The 16,115-nt window shown below is 69.1% G+C and carries 14 protein-coding genes and 1 pseudogene; all 15 read right to left on the bottom strand.

Features of this window, described 5'->3' with window-relative positions; translation table 11 throughout:
* A pseudogene (locus ACFRU2_RS27675) lies at window positions 1-772 on the bottom strand (hypothetical protein); the annotation flags it as partial.
* A gap of 389 nt (window positions 773-1,161) precedes the next feature.
* Window positions 1,162-1,545, bottom strand: coding sequence for a DUF6113 family protein (locus tag ACFRU2_RS27680; protein WP_382976854.1), 384 nt, complete (start codon window positions 1,543-1,545; stop codon window positions 1,162-1,164).
* Window positions 1,542-2,450 carry an N-acetyl-1-D-myo-inositol-2-amino-2-deoxy-alpha-D-glucopyranoside deacetylase gene (gene mshB, locus ACFRU2_RS27685; RefSeq protein WP_382976857.1) on the bottom strand — a complete coding sequence of 303 codons (909 nt, stop codon included), beginning with the start codon at window positions 2,448-2,450 and terminating at the stop codon, window positions 1,542-1,544. Before mshB ends, ACFRU2_RS27680 begins: the two co-directional genes overlap by 4 nt.
* Before the next feature lie 81 nt (window positions 2,451-2,531).
* On the bottom strand, window positions 2,532-2,726 hold the full coding sequence (locus ACFRU2_RS27690) for a hypothetical protein (protein WP_250741735.1): 195 nt from the start codon (window positions 2,724-2,726) through the stop codon (window positions 2,532-2,534).
* Window positions 2,727-3,083: 357 nt separating this feature from the next.
* Entirely contained in the window at window positions 3,084-4,181 is a 1,098-nt protein-coding gene (locus tag ACFRU2_RS27695; protein ID WP_382976860.1) for an ABC transporter ATP-binding protein, read from the bottom strand.
* Window positions 4,174-5,148, bottom strand: coding sequence for an ABC transporter ATP-binding protein (locus ACFRU2_RS27700; RefSeq protein ID WP_382976862.1), 975 nt, complete (start codon window positions 5,146-5,148; stop codon window positions 4,174-4,176). Before ACFRU2_RS27700 ends, ACFRU2_RS27695 begins: the two co-directional genes overlap by 8 nt.
* 12 nt (window positions 5,149-5,160) lie before the next feature.
* A complete protein-coding gene (locus ACFRU2_RS27705; protein ID WP_382976865.1) occupies window positions 5,161-6,168 on the bottom strand; it encodes an ABC transporter permease in 1,008 nt (335 codons plus the stop codon).
* Window positions 6,161-7,084 carry an ABC transporter permease gene (locus ACFRU2_RS27710; RefSeq protein WP_382976867.1) on the bottom strand — a complete coding sequence of 308 codons (924 nt, stop codon included), beginning with the start codon at window positions 7,082-7,084 and terminating at the stop codon, window positions 6,161-6,163. Before ACFRU2_RS27710 ends, ACFRU2_RS27705 begins: the two co-directional genes overlap by 8 nt.
* A 31-nt stretch (window positions 7,085-7,115) precedes the next feature.
* Window positions 7,116-8,744, bottom strand: coding sequence for an ABC transporter substrate-binding protein (locus tag ACFRU2_RS27715; RefSeq protein ID WP_382976870.1), 1,629 nt, complete (start codon window positions 8,742-8,744; stop codon window positions 7,116-7,118).
* Window positions 8,745-8,893: 149 nt separating this feature from the next.
* Window positions 8,894-9,817, bottom strand: a complete 924-nt coding sequence (locus tag ACFRU2_RS27720) for a GNAT family N-acetyltransferase (protein ID WP_382976873.1) — start codon at window positions 9,815-9,817, stop codon at window positions 8,894-8,896.
* Between the two features lie 165 nt (window positions 9,818-9,982).
* Window positions 9,983-11,032: an ABC transporter ATP-binding protein gene (locus ACFRU2_RS27725; RefSeq protein ID WP_382976876.1), complete on the bottom strand. Its 1,050-nt coding sequence runs from the start codon at window positions 11,030-11,032 to the stop codon at window positions 9,983-9,985.
* Window positions 11,025-12,071, bottom strand: coding sequence for an ABC transporter ATP-binding protein (locus ACFRU2_RS27730; RefSeq protein ID WP_382977285.1), 1,047 nt, complete (start codon window positions 12,069-12,071; stop codon window positions 11,025-11,027). Before ACFRU2_RS27730 ends, ACFRU2_RS27725 begins: the two co-directional genes overlap by 8 nt.
* Window positions 12,072-12,091: 20 nt before the next feature.
* The gene (locus ACFRU2_RS27735) at window positions 12,092-13,039 is read right to left on the bottom strand and encodes an ABC transporter permease (protein WP_382976879.1); all 948 of its coding nucleotides are present in this window, start codon (window positions 13,037-13,039) and stop codon (window positions 12,092-12,094) included.
* The gene (locus ACFRU2_RS27740) at window positions 13,032-13,964 is read right to left on the bottom strand and encodes an ABC transporter permease (protein WP_382977288.1); all 933 of its coding nucleotides are present in this window, start codon (window positions 13,962-13,964) and stop codon (window positions 13,032-13,034) included. Before ACFRU2_RS27740 ends, ACFRU2_RS27735 begins: the two co-directional genes overlap by 8 nt.
* Before the next feature lie 175 nt (window positions 13,965-14,139).
* On the bottom strand, window positions 14,140-15,777 hold the full coding sequence (locus ACFRU2_RS27745) for an ABC transporter substrate-binding protein (protein WP_382976882.1): 1,638 nt from the start codon (window positions 15,775-15,777) through the stop codon (window positions 14,140-14,142).
* Window positions 15,778-16,115 lie beyond the last annotated feature (338 nt).

The following is a 16,115-nucleotide window of genomic DNA, read 5'->3' on the forward strand; positions in this document are numbered from 1 at the left end:
CGCCGGGGCCGCCGGGACCGCCGGGACCGCCGGGCGGTGCGGGGTAACCGGCGCCCGGGCCGCCGCCGACGCCGGGGCCGCCCGGGCCGGGGCCCATCGGCGCACCGGGGCGCGGCCCTGCCGGGCCCTGGGCGTAGCCCTGCTGCGGGGGCCCGTCGAAGCGCGGGCCGCCGGCCTGGACCGGGGCGGGACCGGGACCACCGGGACCGGGACCCATCGGCGCACCGCGACCGGGGCCCATGGGAGCGCCGGGACCGGGACCCATGGGAGCGCCCTGGCCGGGAGCCATCGGCGCACCCGGACCGGGACCCATCGGCGCACCCGGACCGGGACCCATCGGCGCACCCGGACCGGGGCCCATCGGCGCGCCAGGACCGGGGCCCATCGGCGCACCGGGGCGCGGCCCTGCCGGGCCCTGGGCGTAGCCCTGCTGCGGGGGCCCGTCGAAGCGCGGGCCACCGGCCGGAGCCGGAGCCGGTCCGCGCCCCGGGACCGGGGCGGGAGCCTGCCCCGGGGCGGGCGGGGAGCCCGCCTTGCGCGGTGCGAACCAGTTGCTGGGCACGCCTTCGCCCGGACCCGGCTCGGGCGCGGCCGGCGGGGCGACCGGCTCGGGCGCCTGCCCGGCCTCGCCTTCGGGCATGGTCTGGCGTACGACCACGGGCGGAATCGGCCGCGAACCCGGGATGTTGATCCGGATCCGGGTCGTCAGCTGGGTCTCCGTCTTCGGCCCGTCGGAATCGGGCGCGGACGGCTTCGCGGGCGGTGCGGTCACTGAACTCTCCTCCGGAATGGTCGCCGCACCCGGACGGGGGGCACTGCCGTGGTCGGATACTGGCCTGATCCGTACGGAGCCGCGCCCGAGGGGTGGGCGGCTCCGCCGGGCCCGTTGGGCCCGGAGGACGGACTGTCAGTATCACGACTCAAAGCAGGTTCTCCCGATCGGCTCCGCCGCCCGTCATTGGGTGCGCGGGCAGCTCGGCGGCCGGTCCACCATACTGGCCGCCGCCCTCGCGCACCCGGCCGCCGGGAACGAAGGGTTCCCCTTGACCTCCTGTGCGCCCCCTCCGCACCCCTCCTGAGCACCTGTCGCCCGGCCGCGGCGGGTCCGTGGACGCGGCGTCCGAACCGCTCGTCAAGGCGTCGTGCGCGGCCGACGCCGCGTCACTTGGCGTTCCTGGCGGCCGAAAGCGGCCGGTCCTCCGGAAGGCTCATCGTGGCGCACATCACAGCGAGCACCACTCCACCCAAAAGGTAGACGTACATGCTGATTCCGGACGAACCGAGCAGGAAGTCCCCCTCCGGCCGCGGCACGCCGAGGATGACGTAGGAGAGGAACCAGCCACCCGTGGCCGCTCCGACGCCGATGCCGGTACCCAGGGCGATCCGGCCGCCGAGGAACAGGCCGAAGAGCGCGAGGAGCGCGAGCGCCAGTCCGCCCGGGAACCACAGGTCGACGACGAGCCAGCCGGCGACGCCGACCACCACCCCTGCCGCCAACAGGCCCAGCAGGGCGCCGATCCGCCCCGCGTTCCACGCGCCGGTCATTCCCGCACCCCCGCGAAGAGGTCGCGCTCGCGCTCGCCCGCCGGGGCGCCCGGCGTGCCCACGGCCAGCTCGTAGTACTCGTGGGTGAACAGCGGTTGCGCCAGGTCGTTGGAGAGGGCGAAGAAGGGCCCGTCCACGGCGATCTGGGTGGCGTGGGCGCGCATCGCGGCGGTCTTGGCGGCCACGAACGCCTGCTCGGCGGCCTCGTCCCCGCCGATCTCGGCGGTGATCCGCTCGTCGGCGACCACGCCCGGCACGTCGTCCGGCGTGGCCGGCTCCGGGAAGGGCACCTCGCTCCCGGCCTCGTGCAGCCGGGCGAAGCCCTCCTCGACGACCGTGCGCGGGACCCGGTTCCAGTAGAGCTTCTCGATGGCGTGCGGTGCGCCGAGGTCCCGGCGGTAGGCGGGTTCCGCGGCCAGTTCGGCGGCGCGCGTGGCGACGCGGTGGGCCTGGATGTGGTCGGGGTGGCCGTAGCCGCCGTCCGGGTCGTAGGTGACGAGGACCTGGGGGCGCAGTTCGCGGATCACCTCTACGAGGTACCCCGCGGCCTCGTCCACGTCGGCGGACCAGAACGCACCGGGCCGGTGGTTCTGTTCGGCGCCCATCATCCCGGAGTCCCGGAAGCGGCCGGGGCCGCCGAGGAACCGGTGGTCGGCGACGCCCAGTTCCCTCATGGCCTCGGCGAGCTCGCCGATGCGGTGGGCGCCGAGGGAGTCCTCGCGGTCGGCCGTCAGGTGGGCGAGGTCGGCCGGGATGACCTCACCCTCCTCGCCGAGCGTGCAGGTCACCAACGCGACATGGACGCCCTCGGCCGCGTACTTGGCCATGGTGACGCCGTTGTTGATCGACTCGTCGTCCGGGTGCGCGTGCACGAGCAGGAGCCGACGGGCGGGAAGACCGTTCATGGGCCCACCCTACGAGGACCAGAGGACCCGCCGCCCGGAACCCCACGCGGCGACCCCTGCGGCACCCGGAACTTGAGGCCGTTAGAACTTGAGGCCGCTGATCATGCTCGCCACGTTGTTGGTCAGCTGGGAGAGCGTCGGAGCCACGGTCGAGCTCGCCAGGTAGAAGCCGAGCAGTACACAGACCACTGCGTGACCCGCCTTCAGGCCCGAACGCCGGACCAGCAGGAAGACGACGACTGCCAGCAGCACCACGGCCGAGATCGATAGTGCCACGGCGTTTCACCTCCACGTCGAGCGGACATCGGGTTCGCGTACTCGCAACTCGGTGCTCGGCAGAGTCATACCCACCGTGCGCTACGGATCATAACTATCCGTACCCCGACATCGATCGATTCCGGCAGCACGAGGGGCGCATGCCGCGCACGTCCGGGGTCACAGGAGTGCCGGCCGGGGAAGTTGTACGCCTCCCCGGCCGGCTGTCGGCACCCGCACGGCCGCACGGGATCAGGCTGCCGGGCCCAGATCTCGGGACAGAAACGGTCAAGTTGCCTACGTGTTAACCGAGTTGCCGGTCCACCGGGTGCCGTTCACAGCTGTGGCGAGAAATGAGCGGTCACGGGGGCCCGTGGCTCACTCCTTGGTCGGCGGTCCCGACGGCGGTCCCGGCTGCGGTCCCGACTGTGATCCCGAAGGCGGTCCCGGCGGCGGGCCCGGCGGAAGGACGGCCCGCTCGGATGCGAAATGGCACGCCGAGGGGTGGGCCGTCGGGCCGCCCGGGAGGAAGGCCGGGATCTCCAGCAGCGGGACCTCCGAAGCGCAGCGCGCCTCGGCCTTCCAGCAGCGGGTGCGGAAGCGGCAGCCCGAGGGCGGGTTCGCCGGGGAGGGCACGTCTCCGGAGAGGATGATCCGCTCGCGGCCCGCGCGGGCCTCCGGGTCGGGAACCGGAACGGCGGAGAGCAGCGCCTGGGTGTACGGGTGGGTGGGGTGGTCGTAGATCTGGGTGTCGGTGCCGATCTCGACGATCCGGCCCAGGTACATGACGCCGACCCGGTCGGAGATGTGGCGGACGATCGAGAGGTCGTGCGCGATGAACACGTAGGAGAGGTTGAACTCGTCCTGGAGGCGCTCCAGGAGGTTGACCACCTGGGCCTGGACGGAGACGTCGAGGGCGGAGACGGGCTCGTCGGCGACGATGATCTCGGGCTGGAGGGCGAGGCCGCGGGCGATGCCGATGCGCTGGCGCTGGCCGCCGGAGAACTGGTGCGGGTACCGGTTGATGTACTCCGGGTTGAGGCCGACCACGTCCAGGAGCTCTTGGACCTTGCGGCGGCGGTCGCCCTTGGGGGCGACCTCCGGGTGGATCTCGTACGGTTCGCCGATGATGTCGCCGACCGTCATGCGCGGGTTCAGCGAGGTGTACGGGTCCTGGAACACCATCTGGATGTTGCGGCGGACGGCCTTCAGGGCGCGGCCGGACAGCTTGGCGAGGTCCTCGCCCTTGTACGTGATCGCGCCCGCCGTCGGGCGTTCGAGGTTGACCAGCATCTTGGCGACGGTGGACTTGCCGCAGCCCGACTCCCCGACGATGCCGAGGGTTTCGCCGGCCCGCAGGTCGAAGGAGACCCCGTCGACGGCCTTGACGGCGCCGACCTGCTTCTTGAAGAGGATGCCCTGGGTCAGCGGGTAGTGCTTGACCAGGTCCTCCACCACGAGGATGGACTCAGCCACCGAGGCACTCCTTCCAGAAGAAGCACGCACTGGCGCGGTCCGGTCCGACCTCGGCCAGCGGCGGTACGTCGGTGCGGCAGACGGCCTGGGCCATCGGGCAGCGCGGGTTGAAGGCGCAGCCGGGCGGGATGGCGAGCAGGTTGGGCGGCAGGCCCTTGATGGCGTAGAGCTCCTGGCCCTTCTGGTCCAGGCGCGGGATGGAGTCCAGCAGGCCGCGGGTGTACGGGTGCGCGGGGTTCCTGTAGATCTCGTGGACGGGGGCCGCCTCGACGATCCGGCCGGCGTACATGACGGCGATCTTGTCGGCCACGTCGGCGACGACGCCGAGGTCGTGGGTGATCAGGATCAGGCCCATGTTCAACTCGCGCTGCAGCTCCGCGAGGAGGTCCATGACCTGGGCCTGGACGGTGACGTCCAGGGCGGTGGTCGGCTCGTCCGCGATGATGAGCGAGGGTTCGAGGGCCATCGCCATGGCGATCATGATGCGCTGGCGCATGCCTCCCGAGAACTGGTGCGGGTAGTCCCCCACCCGCTCCCGCGCCGCCGGGATCTTCACCCGGTCCATCAGCTCGACGGCCTTGGCCCGGGCGTCCTTGCGGGACATCCCGCGGTGGACCTCGTACATCTCGCCGAGCTGCGCGCCGACGCTCAGGACCGGGTTGAGGGAGGACAGGGCGTCCTGGAAGATCATGGCCATCTCGGCGCCGCGGACCTTCCTGCGCTCCTCCTCCTTCATCTTCAGCAGGTCCCGGCCCTTGAAGAGGATCTCGCCGCCCGCGATGCGGCCCGGGGGCATGTCGAGGATGCCCATGACGGCCTGGGCGGTGACCGACTTGCCGGAGCCGGACTCGCCGAGCACGGCGAGGGTCTCGCCTTCGGCCACGGAGTAGTTGACCCCGTTGACGGCTTTGGCGACTCCGTCCCGCGTCTTGAATTCCACGTGCAGATCGCGCACTTCGAGCAGCATGTGCGGGGCTCCTCAGCGCAGCTTGGGGTCGAGGGCGTCGCGCACCGCGTCGCCGAGCATGATGAACGCGAGCACGGTGATGCTCAGCGCGCCCGCCGGGTAGAGCAGCATGTGCGGGGCGTTGCGGATCTGGGAGGCGGCGTTGGAGATGTCGATGCCCCAGGAGACCGTCGGCGGGCGCAGGCCCACGCCGAGGAAGGACAGGGTGGCTTCCAGGGCGATGTAGGTGCCGAGCGCGATGGTGGCGACGACGATGACGGGTGCGATGGCGTTGGGTGCCACGTGCCGCAGCAGCATCCGGCCGTTGCCGGCGCCGAGCGCCCGCGCGGCCTGGACGTAGTCGTTCTGTTTGGCGGTGATGACCGAGCCGCGGGCGATGCGGGCCAGTTGGGGCCAGCCGAGCAGCACGATGAAGCCGACGACGGGCCAGACGGTGGTGCTGGTGACCACGGACAGGAAGACCAGACCGCCGAGGACCACGGGGATTCCGAAGAAGATGTCGGCGACCCGGGAGAGCAGTGAGTCGCCCCAGCCGCCGAAGAACCCGGCGAGCCCGCCGAGCGCGGAGCCGAGGAGGGCCGCGCCGAGGGTGGCGCAGATGCCCACGGTGATGGAGGCGCGGGCCCCGTAGACGGTTCGGGTGTACACGTCGCAGCCCTGGGTGTCGTAGCCGAAGGGGTGGCCCGGGGAGGAGCCCTGCTGCGATTTGGACAGGTCGCACTGGAGCGGGTCGCCGCTCGCGATGAGCTGGGGCCAGATGGAGATGACCACGAGGAAGAGGATCAGGAGCGTGGAGACGAGGAAGACGGGGTTGCGGCGCAGCTGGTGCCAGGCGTCGGACCAGAGGGAGCGGGCCTTCTCCTGGGGGCCTACGGGGGCTCCCCCGAGCTCCTTCTCCAGTGACTCCCCCTCTTCCAGGGCGAGATCCATGGCCCCTCCCTGGCCGGTGGGGGCGATGGACTCGTGGGGGCCGGGTCCCAGCGGATCGTAGGCGGCGCGCTCGGGCTCGGGCTCAGGCATAACGGATCCTCGGGTCCAGGACCGCGTAGAGCAGGTCGACGAGCAGGTTCGCCAGCAGGAAGACGATCACGAGGATGGTCACGAAGCCGACCACCGTCGGGGAGTTGTTGCGCAGGATGCCCTGGTAGAGCTGGTAGCCGACCCCGTGGATGTTGAAGATCCGCTCGGTGACGATGGCTCCGCCCATCAGGGCGCCGATGTCGGTGCCGATGAAGGTGACCACCGGGATCAGCGAGTTGCGCAGCAGGTGGCGGGTGACGACCCGGCGCCGGGGCAGGCCCTTGGCCACGGCGGTGCGGATGTAGTCGGCCTTGACGTTCTCGGCGATGGAGGTCCGGGTGAGCCGGGTGACGTAGGCGAGGGAGACCAGCGCGAGCACGATGCCGGGCAGGATCAGCTCGTTGAAGGGGGCGTCCGGGGAGACGGTGGGCCGCACCCAGCCCCATTTGACGCCGAAGAGGAACTGGAGCAGGTAGCCCGTCACGAAGGTGGGCACCGAGATCACCACGAGGGTGAGGACGAGCACGCTGGTGTCGACGGACTTGCCGCGCTTGAGGCCGCTGATCACGCCGAGGGTGATGCCGACGACGATCTCGATGGCGATCGCGACGATGGTCAGGCGCAGGGTCACCGGGAAGGCCGAGGCCATGAGTTCGGTGACCTTCTGGCCGTTGAAGGCGGTGCCGAAGTCGCCCTTGAAGATCTGGCCCATGTAGTGCAGGTACTGCTTCCACAGGGGCTGGTCGAGGTAGAGGTCCTTGCGGATGCGTGCGGCGGTGGCGGGGTCGGGGGCCTTGTCGCCGAAGAGGGCGGCGACCGGGTCACCGAGCGCGTACACCATGAAGAAGATCAGGAACGTGCTGCCGATGAACACGGGGATCATCTGGAGCAGTCGCCGGATCACATAACGTCCCATGGACTGCTCCAGGATCGATCCGCGAGAGGGGTCAGCTGACCTTGATCTGGTCGTACACGGGGACGCTGAACTGGTTGAGCGCCACGTCCGAGATCCGCTCCGAGTGGCCGGCGCTGCCGTTCTGGTACCAGAGCGGGATGGACGGCATCTGGGCGGCGAGGATCTTCTGCGCCTCCTGGAACGTGGCGGTCGCCTTGGCGGTGTCGCTCTCCCGGTTGGCCTCGTCGACGAGCTTGTCGAAGTCCGGGTTGCTGAACTTGCCGTAGTTCGAGGAGGCGCCGGTGTAGTACAGCGGCTCCAGGAAGTTCTGGATCAGCGGGTAGTCGGCCTGCCAGCCGGAGCGGAAGGGGCCGGTCAGCTTGAAGCTGCTCTGCTGGTTGCGGAAGTCGGCGAAGGTGCCGACGGGGTTGACGGTGCAGACCGGGCCCTCGCCCAGGGCGTTGTTGATGCTGTTGCAGACGGCGTCCATCCAGTCGCGGTGCGAGCCGGTGTCCACGTTGGAGGTCAGCGTGACCTTGCCGCCGGGCAGTCCGCCGGCCTCCTGGATGAGCTTCTTGGCCTCGGTGGGGTTGAAGGAGCAGGCCTCGCCGCAGGCGGTGGCGGAGAAGCCGCCCTTGTCGCCGAGGGCCGGTGAGGTCCAGTCCTTGGCCGGGGTGCGGGTCTCGCGGAAGATCTGCTTGGTGATCTCGTCGCGGTTGATCGCCATCGAGATGCCGCGGCGGACCTTCTCCATGCCCTCCTTGCTCCACTGCGGGTCGTACAGCGGGAAGGTGAGGGTCTGGATGATCAGGGCGGGCTGGTTGATGTAGCGGTCGCCGAGGTCGTTCGCGACGTTCTTCAGCTGCTGCGCCGGGATGTCGTCGACCAGGTCGAGGTTGCCGGAGATCAGGTCGGTGTAGGCGGTGTTGTTGTCGGTGTAGACCTTCAGGTCCACTCCGCCGTTGACCGCCTTGTCCTCGCCCGTGTAGGCGTCCCACTTGCGCAGCTTCATGCCGGTGCCCTTGGTGTACGAGTCCACCGTGTAGGGGCCGTTGCCGACGGGCTTCTTCAGCCAGCCCTCGTGGTCGGTGAAGAAGGACTTGGGCAGGGGGGAGAACGCCTGGTAGCCGAGGGTCTCGGGCCAGGTGGAGAACTTCTCCTTGAGGGCCACCGTGAAGGTCTTGGGGTCCTTGACGACCAGGCCGGACATGGTCTTGGCCTTGGGGTCGCCCTTCTCGGGGTGGACGTCCGCGTAGCCGACGATGTCGGAGAAGAAGGGCGAGTTGTTCTGCTTCTTGCTGACGTCCGCGCCGTAGTTCCATGCGTCCACGAAGGACTGCGCGGTGACGGGCTCGTCGTTGCTGAACTTCCAGCCGTCCTTCAGCGTGATGGTGAAGTTCTGGCTGTCGGTGGTCTCGATCTTCTCGGCGAGGAAGTTCTTCGCCTCGCCGGTCTTGGGGTCGTACCGCTTGAGCCCCCGGAAGATCATGTCGAGGACCTTGCCGCCCTGGACCTCGTTGGTGTTGGCGGGCTCCAGCGGGTTCTGCGGGTCACCCCACGAGGAGCTGACGATTCCCGCCTCGCCGCCCCCGCCGCTGTCGCTTCCGCCGCCGCAGGCGGTCGCCGCGAGGGCGACGGCCGCCGCACATGCGGCCCACTTGGCGTGGGTGGCTCCGCGCATGGAGTGCCTCCTCATGGATCCCAAGACTCACTTAGGGGCCAATGTCACCCTATGTGGGGTCCCGCACACTCCTGGTTGGACCGATTGCACCCTCGCGCCCCTCGCCTGTCACCCCTGCGAGTGCAAAGCGGGGGGCTCCCGGCGCGGGGTCACAGCGTCAGCTCCCAGGTGACCACGGCGTAGTGCACCCCCATGCCGTGCGCCTCGTACAGGGCGAGCGCTCCGGTTTCGTTGGCGACGTCCACGCCGAGACCCACGGTGGAGCGGCCGCGCGCCGCGTGGGCGGCGAAGCCGTGGCGCAACAGGAAGCCGCCGACGCCCCGGCCGCGCGCGTCCCGGCGCACGCCGAGGTGGCTGACCCAGCCCATGCTGGTGCGGTCGTCGCGGGTCAACAGGACCCCTACGTCGCCCAGCTCGGGCAGGCTCGCGATCCACACCAGCGACCAGTCCAGGCCCCGGCCGTCGATGTGGTCCAGCCAGGGTTCGTACGGGCGGTCCACGTGGCCGAAGTGCTCGGCGAAGGTTTCCTCGATCAGGGCGTGGGCGCGGCGGCGCTCCGCCTCGTCGCCGTCGCAGGGGCGCAGGGTGAGCCCCGCGGGAGGGGCCGGGGGCAGCTCGGCCCGGTCCACGGCGCGGGTCATCACGTGGTAGCGGCGCACGGTGCGGTAGCCGCGGCCCGGCAGCAGGTCGGCGTCGAGGGTGGGCGCGACGTTGAGCTGGAGCCGCAGGAAGGCGCCGGGTGCACCCGCGGCGAGTTCGCGGGCCCGGACCTCCATCAGCTCCAGCAACCGGACGGCGGCGGCGCGGTGCCCCGGCAGGACGTAGTGCTCGGCGTCGACGCGGCCCGGGCCCGAGTCGGCCCACACCAGGGCGTAAGCGACGAGCCGGCCGCCCTCGAAGGCGAGCCAGGAGTCCCTCGCGAGGTCGACGTCGGGGTGGTTCAGGTCGGCCTCGACGGCGGCGAGGTCGGTTTCCGGGCGGCCGATCTCGATCAGGTCGACGGCGTTGAGGAGGCCGCAGATGTCCTCGGCGTCCGAGGGCCCGGCGGGCCGCAGGGTCAGCAGGTCGCTCATCGGACCACTCTCGGACCGGCGGGGGCGGGCCCGCAACCGGCTTTCCCCGCGCGGTGGGTGCGCGGGCGGCGCGCGGACCCGTGCGCACCCCGCCGCGCACGCGCAGGCGCCCGGTACCGGGGAGATCCGGTACCGGGCGCCTGCGGTGCTTCGTGCGACGCGGGATCAGACCGCCAGGACGGCCTTCTCCTCGGCGAAGTGGCAGGCCGACTCGTGCGCGGCCAGGGACTTGACGCCCTTGAAGCGCTCCGGGACGGCGAGCAGCGGCTCCTCCGTGGAGCACTTCTCCTCGGCCTTCCAGCAGCGGGTGCGGAAGCGGCAGCCCGACGGCGGGTTGGCCGGCGAGGGGACGTCACCGGTGAGGATGATCCGCTCGCGGCCCTCGCGGGCGGCCGGGTCCGGCACCGGCACCGCGGAGAGCAGCGCCTGGGTGTACGGGTGGGTCGGGTGCTCGTAGATCTGCTCGTCGGTGCCGATCTCGGCCATCTTGCCGAGGTACATGACGCCGACGCGGTCCGAGATGTGCCGGACGATCGACAGGTCGTGCGCGATGAAGATGTAGGAGAGGTTGAACTCCTCCTGCAGCTTCTCCATCAGGTTGATGACCTGGGCCTGCACCGACACGTCGAGCGCGGAGACCGGCTCGTCGCAGATGATGATCTCCGGGTTGAGCGCGAGGCCGCGGGCGATGCCGATGCGCTGGCGCTGGCCGCCGGAGAACTGGTGCGGGTACCGGTTGATGTACTCCGGGTTGAGGCCGACGACGTCCAGGAGCTCCTGCACCTTGCGGCGCCGGTCGCCCTTGGGGGCCACCTCGGGGTGGATGTCGTAGGTCTCGCCGATGATGTCGCCGACCGTCATGCGCGGGTTCAGCGAGGTGTACGGGTCCTGGAACACCATCTGGATGTTGCGGCGGACGGCCTTCAGGGCGCGGCCGGACAGCTTGGTGATGTCCTGGCCCTTGTAGAAGACCTCGCCGGCGGTGGCGCGTTCCAGGTTCATCAGCAGCTTGGCGACGGTGGACTTGCCACAGCCGGACTCGCCGACGATGCCCAGAGTCTCGCCCTGGTACAGGTCGAAGGAGATCCCGTCGACGGCCTTGACGGCGCCGACCTGCTTCTTGAACAGGATTCCCTGGGTCAGCGGGAAGTGCTTGACGAGGCCCCGGACCTGGAGGATCGGCTCGCGCGCGGGGGCGTTGGTGAGCTCAGCCATGGAGCTGCTCCTTCCAGAAGTGGCAGGCGCTCTGACGGCCGGCCAGCTCGCTGCCGTCCTGCTCGCTGACGGGCTGCAGGGCGGGGATCTCGGACCGGCAGATGTCCTGCGCGGCGATGCAGCGCGGGCTGAACGAGCAGCCGGTGGGCAGGCGCAGGAGGTTCGGCGGCAGGCCCTTGATCGCGAAGAGCTCCTGGCCCTTCTGGTCCAGGCGCGGGATCGAGTCCAGCAGACCGCGGGTGTACGGGTGCGCCGGGCGCTTGTAGATCTCGTGGACCGGAGCGGTCTCGACGATCCGGCCCGCGTACATGACGGCGATCTTGTCCGCGACGTCGGCGACCACGCCGAGGTCGTGGGTGATCAGGATCAGGCCCATGTTGAGCTCGCGCTGGAGCTCGGCGAGCAGGTCCATGACCTGGGCCTGGACGGTGACGTCCAGGGCCGTGGTCGGCTCGTCCGCGATGATCAGGTCGGGCTCCAGCGCGATCGCCATGGCGATCATGATGCGCTGGCGCATACCGCCGGAGAAGTGGTGCGGGTAGTCGTCGACCCGCTGGGCCGCCGCCGGGATCTTGACCTTCTCCATCAGTTCGATGGCCTTGAGCCGGGCGTCCTTCTTCGACATGCCCTCGTGGACGCGGAACATCTCGCCCAGCTGGTAGCCGACGGTGAGCACCGGGTTCAGGGAGGACAGGGCGTCCTGGAAGATCATGGCGATCTTCCGGCCGCGCAGCTTGCGCCGCTCCTCGAAGCTCATCTTGAGCATGTCCTGGCCGCGGAAGAGGATCTCGCCCTGCGGGATCTTGCCGGGGGGCATGTCGAGGATGCCCATGATGGCCTGCGCCGTCACGGACTTGCCGGAGCCGGACTCGCCGAGCACGGCGAGGGTCTCGCCGGCGCTCACCGAGTAGTTGACGCCGTTGACTGCCTTGGCGACGCCGTCGCGGGTGTGGAACTCGACGTGCAGGTCGCGCACTTCGAGGAGCGGCGTCTGCGGGTCCCCGTCACGCGGGGAGGGAAGGCTGGAGGTGTTGTCCATGGTGATCACTTACGCCCTCCTCAGCGCAGCTTGGGGTCGAGGGCGTTGCGGACCGCTTCGCCGAGCATGATGAAGGCGAGGACGGTGATGCTGAGCATGATCGAGGGGTACAGCAGGATGTGCTGGGCCACTCGGATCTGCGAAGCACCAGCGGAGATGTCCACGCCCCACGAGATGGTCGGCGACGCGAGGCCCAGACCCAGGTAGGACAGGGTGGCCTCGGCCGCGATGTAACCGCCGAGCGCGATCGTGGAGACCACGATGACCGGGGCCATGGCGTTCGGCAGGATGTGCCGGAACAGGATCCGGGTGGTGCCCGCGCCCAGCGCCTTGGCGGCGTGCACGTAGTCCGCCTGCTTCACGGTGATGACCGCTCCGCGCATGACGCGGTTGATCTGCGTCCAGCCGAGGAAGGCCAGGGCGAAGACGACCGTCCACACGGTGCGCTCGGTGAAGGCCTGGAGGACGACCATCGCGCCGAGCAGGAAGGGGATGCCGAAGAAGACGTCGGTGATGCGCGACATGATCGCGTCGGTGACACCGCCGAAGTAGCCGGCGATCATGCCGGTGATGCCGCCGAGCACGGTGACGATCGCGGTGACGGCGATCGCGACGATGACCGAGGCGCGGGTGCCGTAGATGAGGCGCGCGTAGACGCTGCGTCCCTGGCCGTCCCAGCCGAGCCACTCGGGAGAGCCGACCTTGCCCAGTTCCGGCTTGCCGAGGAAGTGGTGGACCAGGTCGCCCTTGGTGGGGTCGATGCTGGTGAACCAGCCCGGGAAGGCGGCGATCACGAGGAGTACGAAGATCAGCGCCGAGGAGACGACGAAGTACGGGTTGCGACGGAGGTCGGCCCAGGCGTCGCCCCAGAGGCTGCGGGCCTTCTCGGCCTTCACCGGCTCCACCGGGGCGCCGGGCGCCGCGGAGGTTTCGGCCGCCACGGTGTCGGTCTTGGTCAGATCAGGCATACCGGATCCTCGGGTCCATGACCGCGTAGAGGAGGTCGACGAGCAGGCTGGCTATCAGGTAGACCACGACGAGGACGGTGACGACACCGACCACGGTCTGGCCTTCACGGCGGACGACCGATTCGTAGATCAGACCGCCGACGCCGTGGACGTTGAAGATGCCTTCGGTGACGAGGGCACCACCCATCAGGGCGCCGATGTCGGTGCCGAGGAAGGTGACCACGGGGATCATCGAGTTGCGCATGAGGTGCACACCGATGACGCGGCGCTTGGGCAGGCCCTTGGCCACGGCGGTGCGGACGTAGTCCGCGCGCAGGTTCTCGGCCATCGAGGTACGCGTCAGGCGGGCCACGTAGGCGAGCGAGAGCGAACCCAGCACGATGGCCGGCGCGAGCAGTTCGCCCCAGGTCTCGTCGTTGCTGACGTTCGGTTCGATCCAGCCGAGCTGGAAGGCGAACACCGACTTGACGATGAAGCCGAGGACGAAGACCGGCATCGAGATGATCAGCAGCGTGAGGATCAGGATCAGGTTGTCGACCAGCTTGCCGGCCTTGAGGCCGGCGACGATCCCGAGGGCCAGGCCCAGGACGATCTCGATCGCGAACGCCAGGAAGGCCAGGCGCAGGGTGACCGGGAAGGCGGCCCCGACGACTTCGGTGATCTCACGACCACTGCGGATCTGGGACCCGAAGTCGAAGTGGAACAGGATGCCGGTGATGTAGTTCCAGTACTGCTGCCACAGCGGCAGGTCCAGGCCGTGCTGGTGGCGCAGGGCGGCCAGCGTTGCGGGGTCGGTGCCCTTGTCCCCGAAGAGTCCGGCCACGGGATCGCCGGGCAGGCTGTACACCATCAAAAAGATGAGCAGGGTCGTCCCGAAGAAGACCGGGATCATCTGGAGCAGTCGTCGTGCGACATAGCGCCCCATCATGCCTCCGTAGAAGATGCGGCAGGCGCAGCCGGACGGGCCCTTTCGCCACGCACGCGCGTGACGGTTCCGTCACTGCGTCGCGAAAGGGCCCCCCGGGCGCTGCATGTTAGGCCCGGATGTGGGCCGGCTCCCCGCCGGCCCACATCCGTCGAAAGGAATTACGCGGTAGGACTTACTTCTTGACCTCGACCTGGTCGAGGATCGGGTCGCCGTCCTGGGCGTACTTCACGTTCTGGACCTTCTCGGAGTAGCCCGCGTTGACCTTGTAGTACCAGAGCGGGATGGAAGGCATGTAGTTGACGAGGTCCTTCTCGATGGCCTGGTAGGCCTTCACGGACTCGTCGAGCGTCGCGGCGCTGTCGGCCGCGGCGATCTTGGCGTCGAGCTCGGGGCTGGTGAAGCCACCCTGGTTGCCGCCGGCGCCCGTACGGAACAGGTCGCTGATGAAGTTGGCGTTCACCGGGTAGTCGAGGACCCAGCCGGAGCGGTAGATCGACTTGACCTGCTTGGACTTGCGGGCCTGGAGGTCGGCCTGGAAGTCCGGCTTGGCGTCGCCGGTGCACTTGACGCCGGTGGCCTGGGTGATGCTGCCGCAGACGGCCTCGACCCATTCCTTGTGACCGCCATCCGAGTTGAACTGGATGAAGATCTCGTTGTTCGGGACGCCGCCGCCCTCGGCGATGAGGGCCTTGGCCTTCGCCGGGTCGAACTTGGTGACGTCACCGGAGCCGGTCGGCGTGTAGCCGAGGACGCCCTTGGCGACCCAGCCGGTCGCCGGCTCACGGGTGCCCTGGAGCACGGTCTTGGTGATGGTGTCGCGGTCGATCGCCATCGACAGACCCTGGATGACCTTCGGGTCGACCTTCTTCGGGGTCTTCCACTGGTCGGCGTAGTACGCGATGGCCAGCGTCTGGACGGCGGAGTACGCCTGGTCCACGGCGCGGTCACCGAGGTCGGCGCGGTAGACCGGGAGGTCCTTCGGGCTGATCTGACGCAGGACGTCGACGTTGCCCGACTTCAGGTCCTCGTAGGCGGTCTCGAGGGTGGTGTAGTTCTTGAGAATCACACCGCCGTTCTTCGCCTTGTCTTCGCCCTTGTAGTCGTCGAAGCGCGTGAGCTCGATCTGCTTCTTGTGCTCCCACGACTTGAACTTGTACGGGCCGTTGCCGACCGGCTTCTCACCGGCGGCCGCGGGGTCCGCGTAGAACGAGGCGGGCAGCGGGGAGAAGACCTCGTAGCCGAGCTTGTACGCGAAGTACGGCACCGCGTTGGCGAGCTCGATGGTGAAGGTGTTCTCGTCGACGATCTTCAGACCCTCGAGAGCGTCACCGGTGGGCTTGGCGCCCTCGGCCTCGGGGTGCAGGGCCTCGAAGCCCTTGATGTCGGCGAACCAGGACGCGTTGCCCTGCTTGTTGTTGATGTTCGCGGCCCAGTTCCACGCCTTGACGTAGGACTCGGCGGTCACCTTGGTGCCGTCGTGGAAGGTCCAGCCCGGCTTCAGCTTGACGGTCCAGAGCTTGCTGTCCGCGCTGGTGACCGACTCGGCGTTGACGTTGACGATCTTGCCGTCGGCGTCGTAGTCGACCAGCTGGGAGAACAGACCCGACATCGCGATCGAGCCGTTGGACTCCATCGTGTCGGCCGGCTGGAGAAGCTTCTCCGGCTCGCCAACCTCGATCGAGTAGATGCCGTTCGGGTCAACCTCACCCTTGGCGCCGGCGTCCTTGCCATCACCGCCGCCACAGGCAGTCGCTGCCAGGGCGACGACAATCGCGCCCGCTACCCACTTGGCGCTCTTGGCACCGCGCATGGGTTTCCTCCTCATGAGTCCACTGTCTGATGTGAAGGACACAGGTGTGCTTCGCCGACACCCCTGACGGCGATAGGACCGGTGTCCCGAGTGTGCTCGTGAGTCGACGCTCCCCACAGCGTGTGACCCATTGACCCGAGCTCAATGGAGCCATCCTCAGGGACTGCTTGACCGTAAACCACACTTAAGTGGTCTCGTTTTCACAACATCGCACTACGGCTAAAACCCGAAATCCGGACAAACGGATAGGAGACAGACATGAACGAAACGGACTGTTAGCTCTTCTTCCGGAGTGTCACGGTCGGTATGCGGACACCGGACCGAAACAATCCGCTTGA

Source organism: Streptomyces sp. NPDC056883 (assembly GCF_042788835.1).
Classification (GTDB): domain Bacteria; phylum Actinomycetota; class Actinomycetes; order Streptomycetales; family Streptomycetaceae; genus Streptomyces; species Streptomyces stoeckheimensis.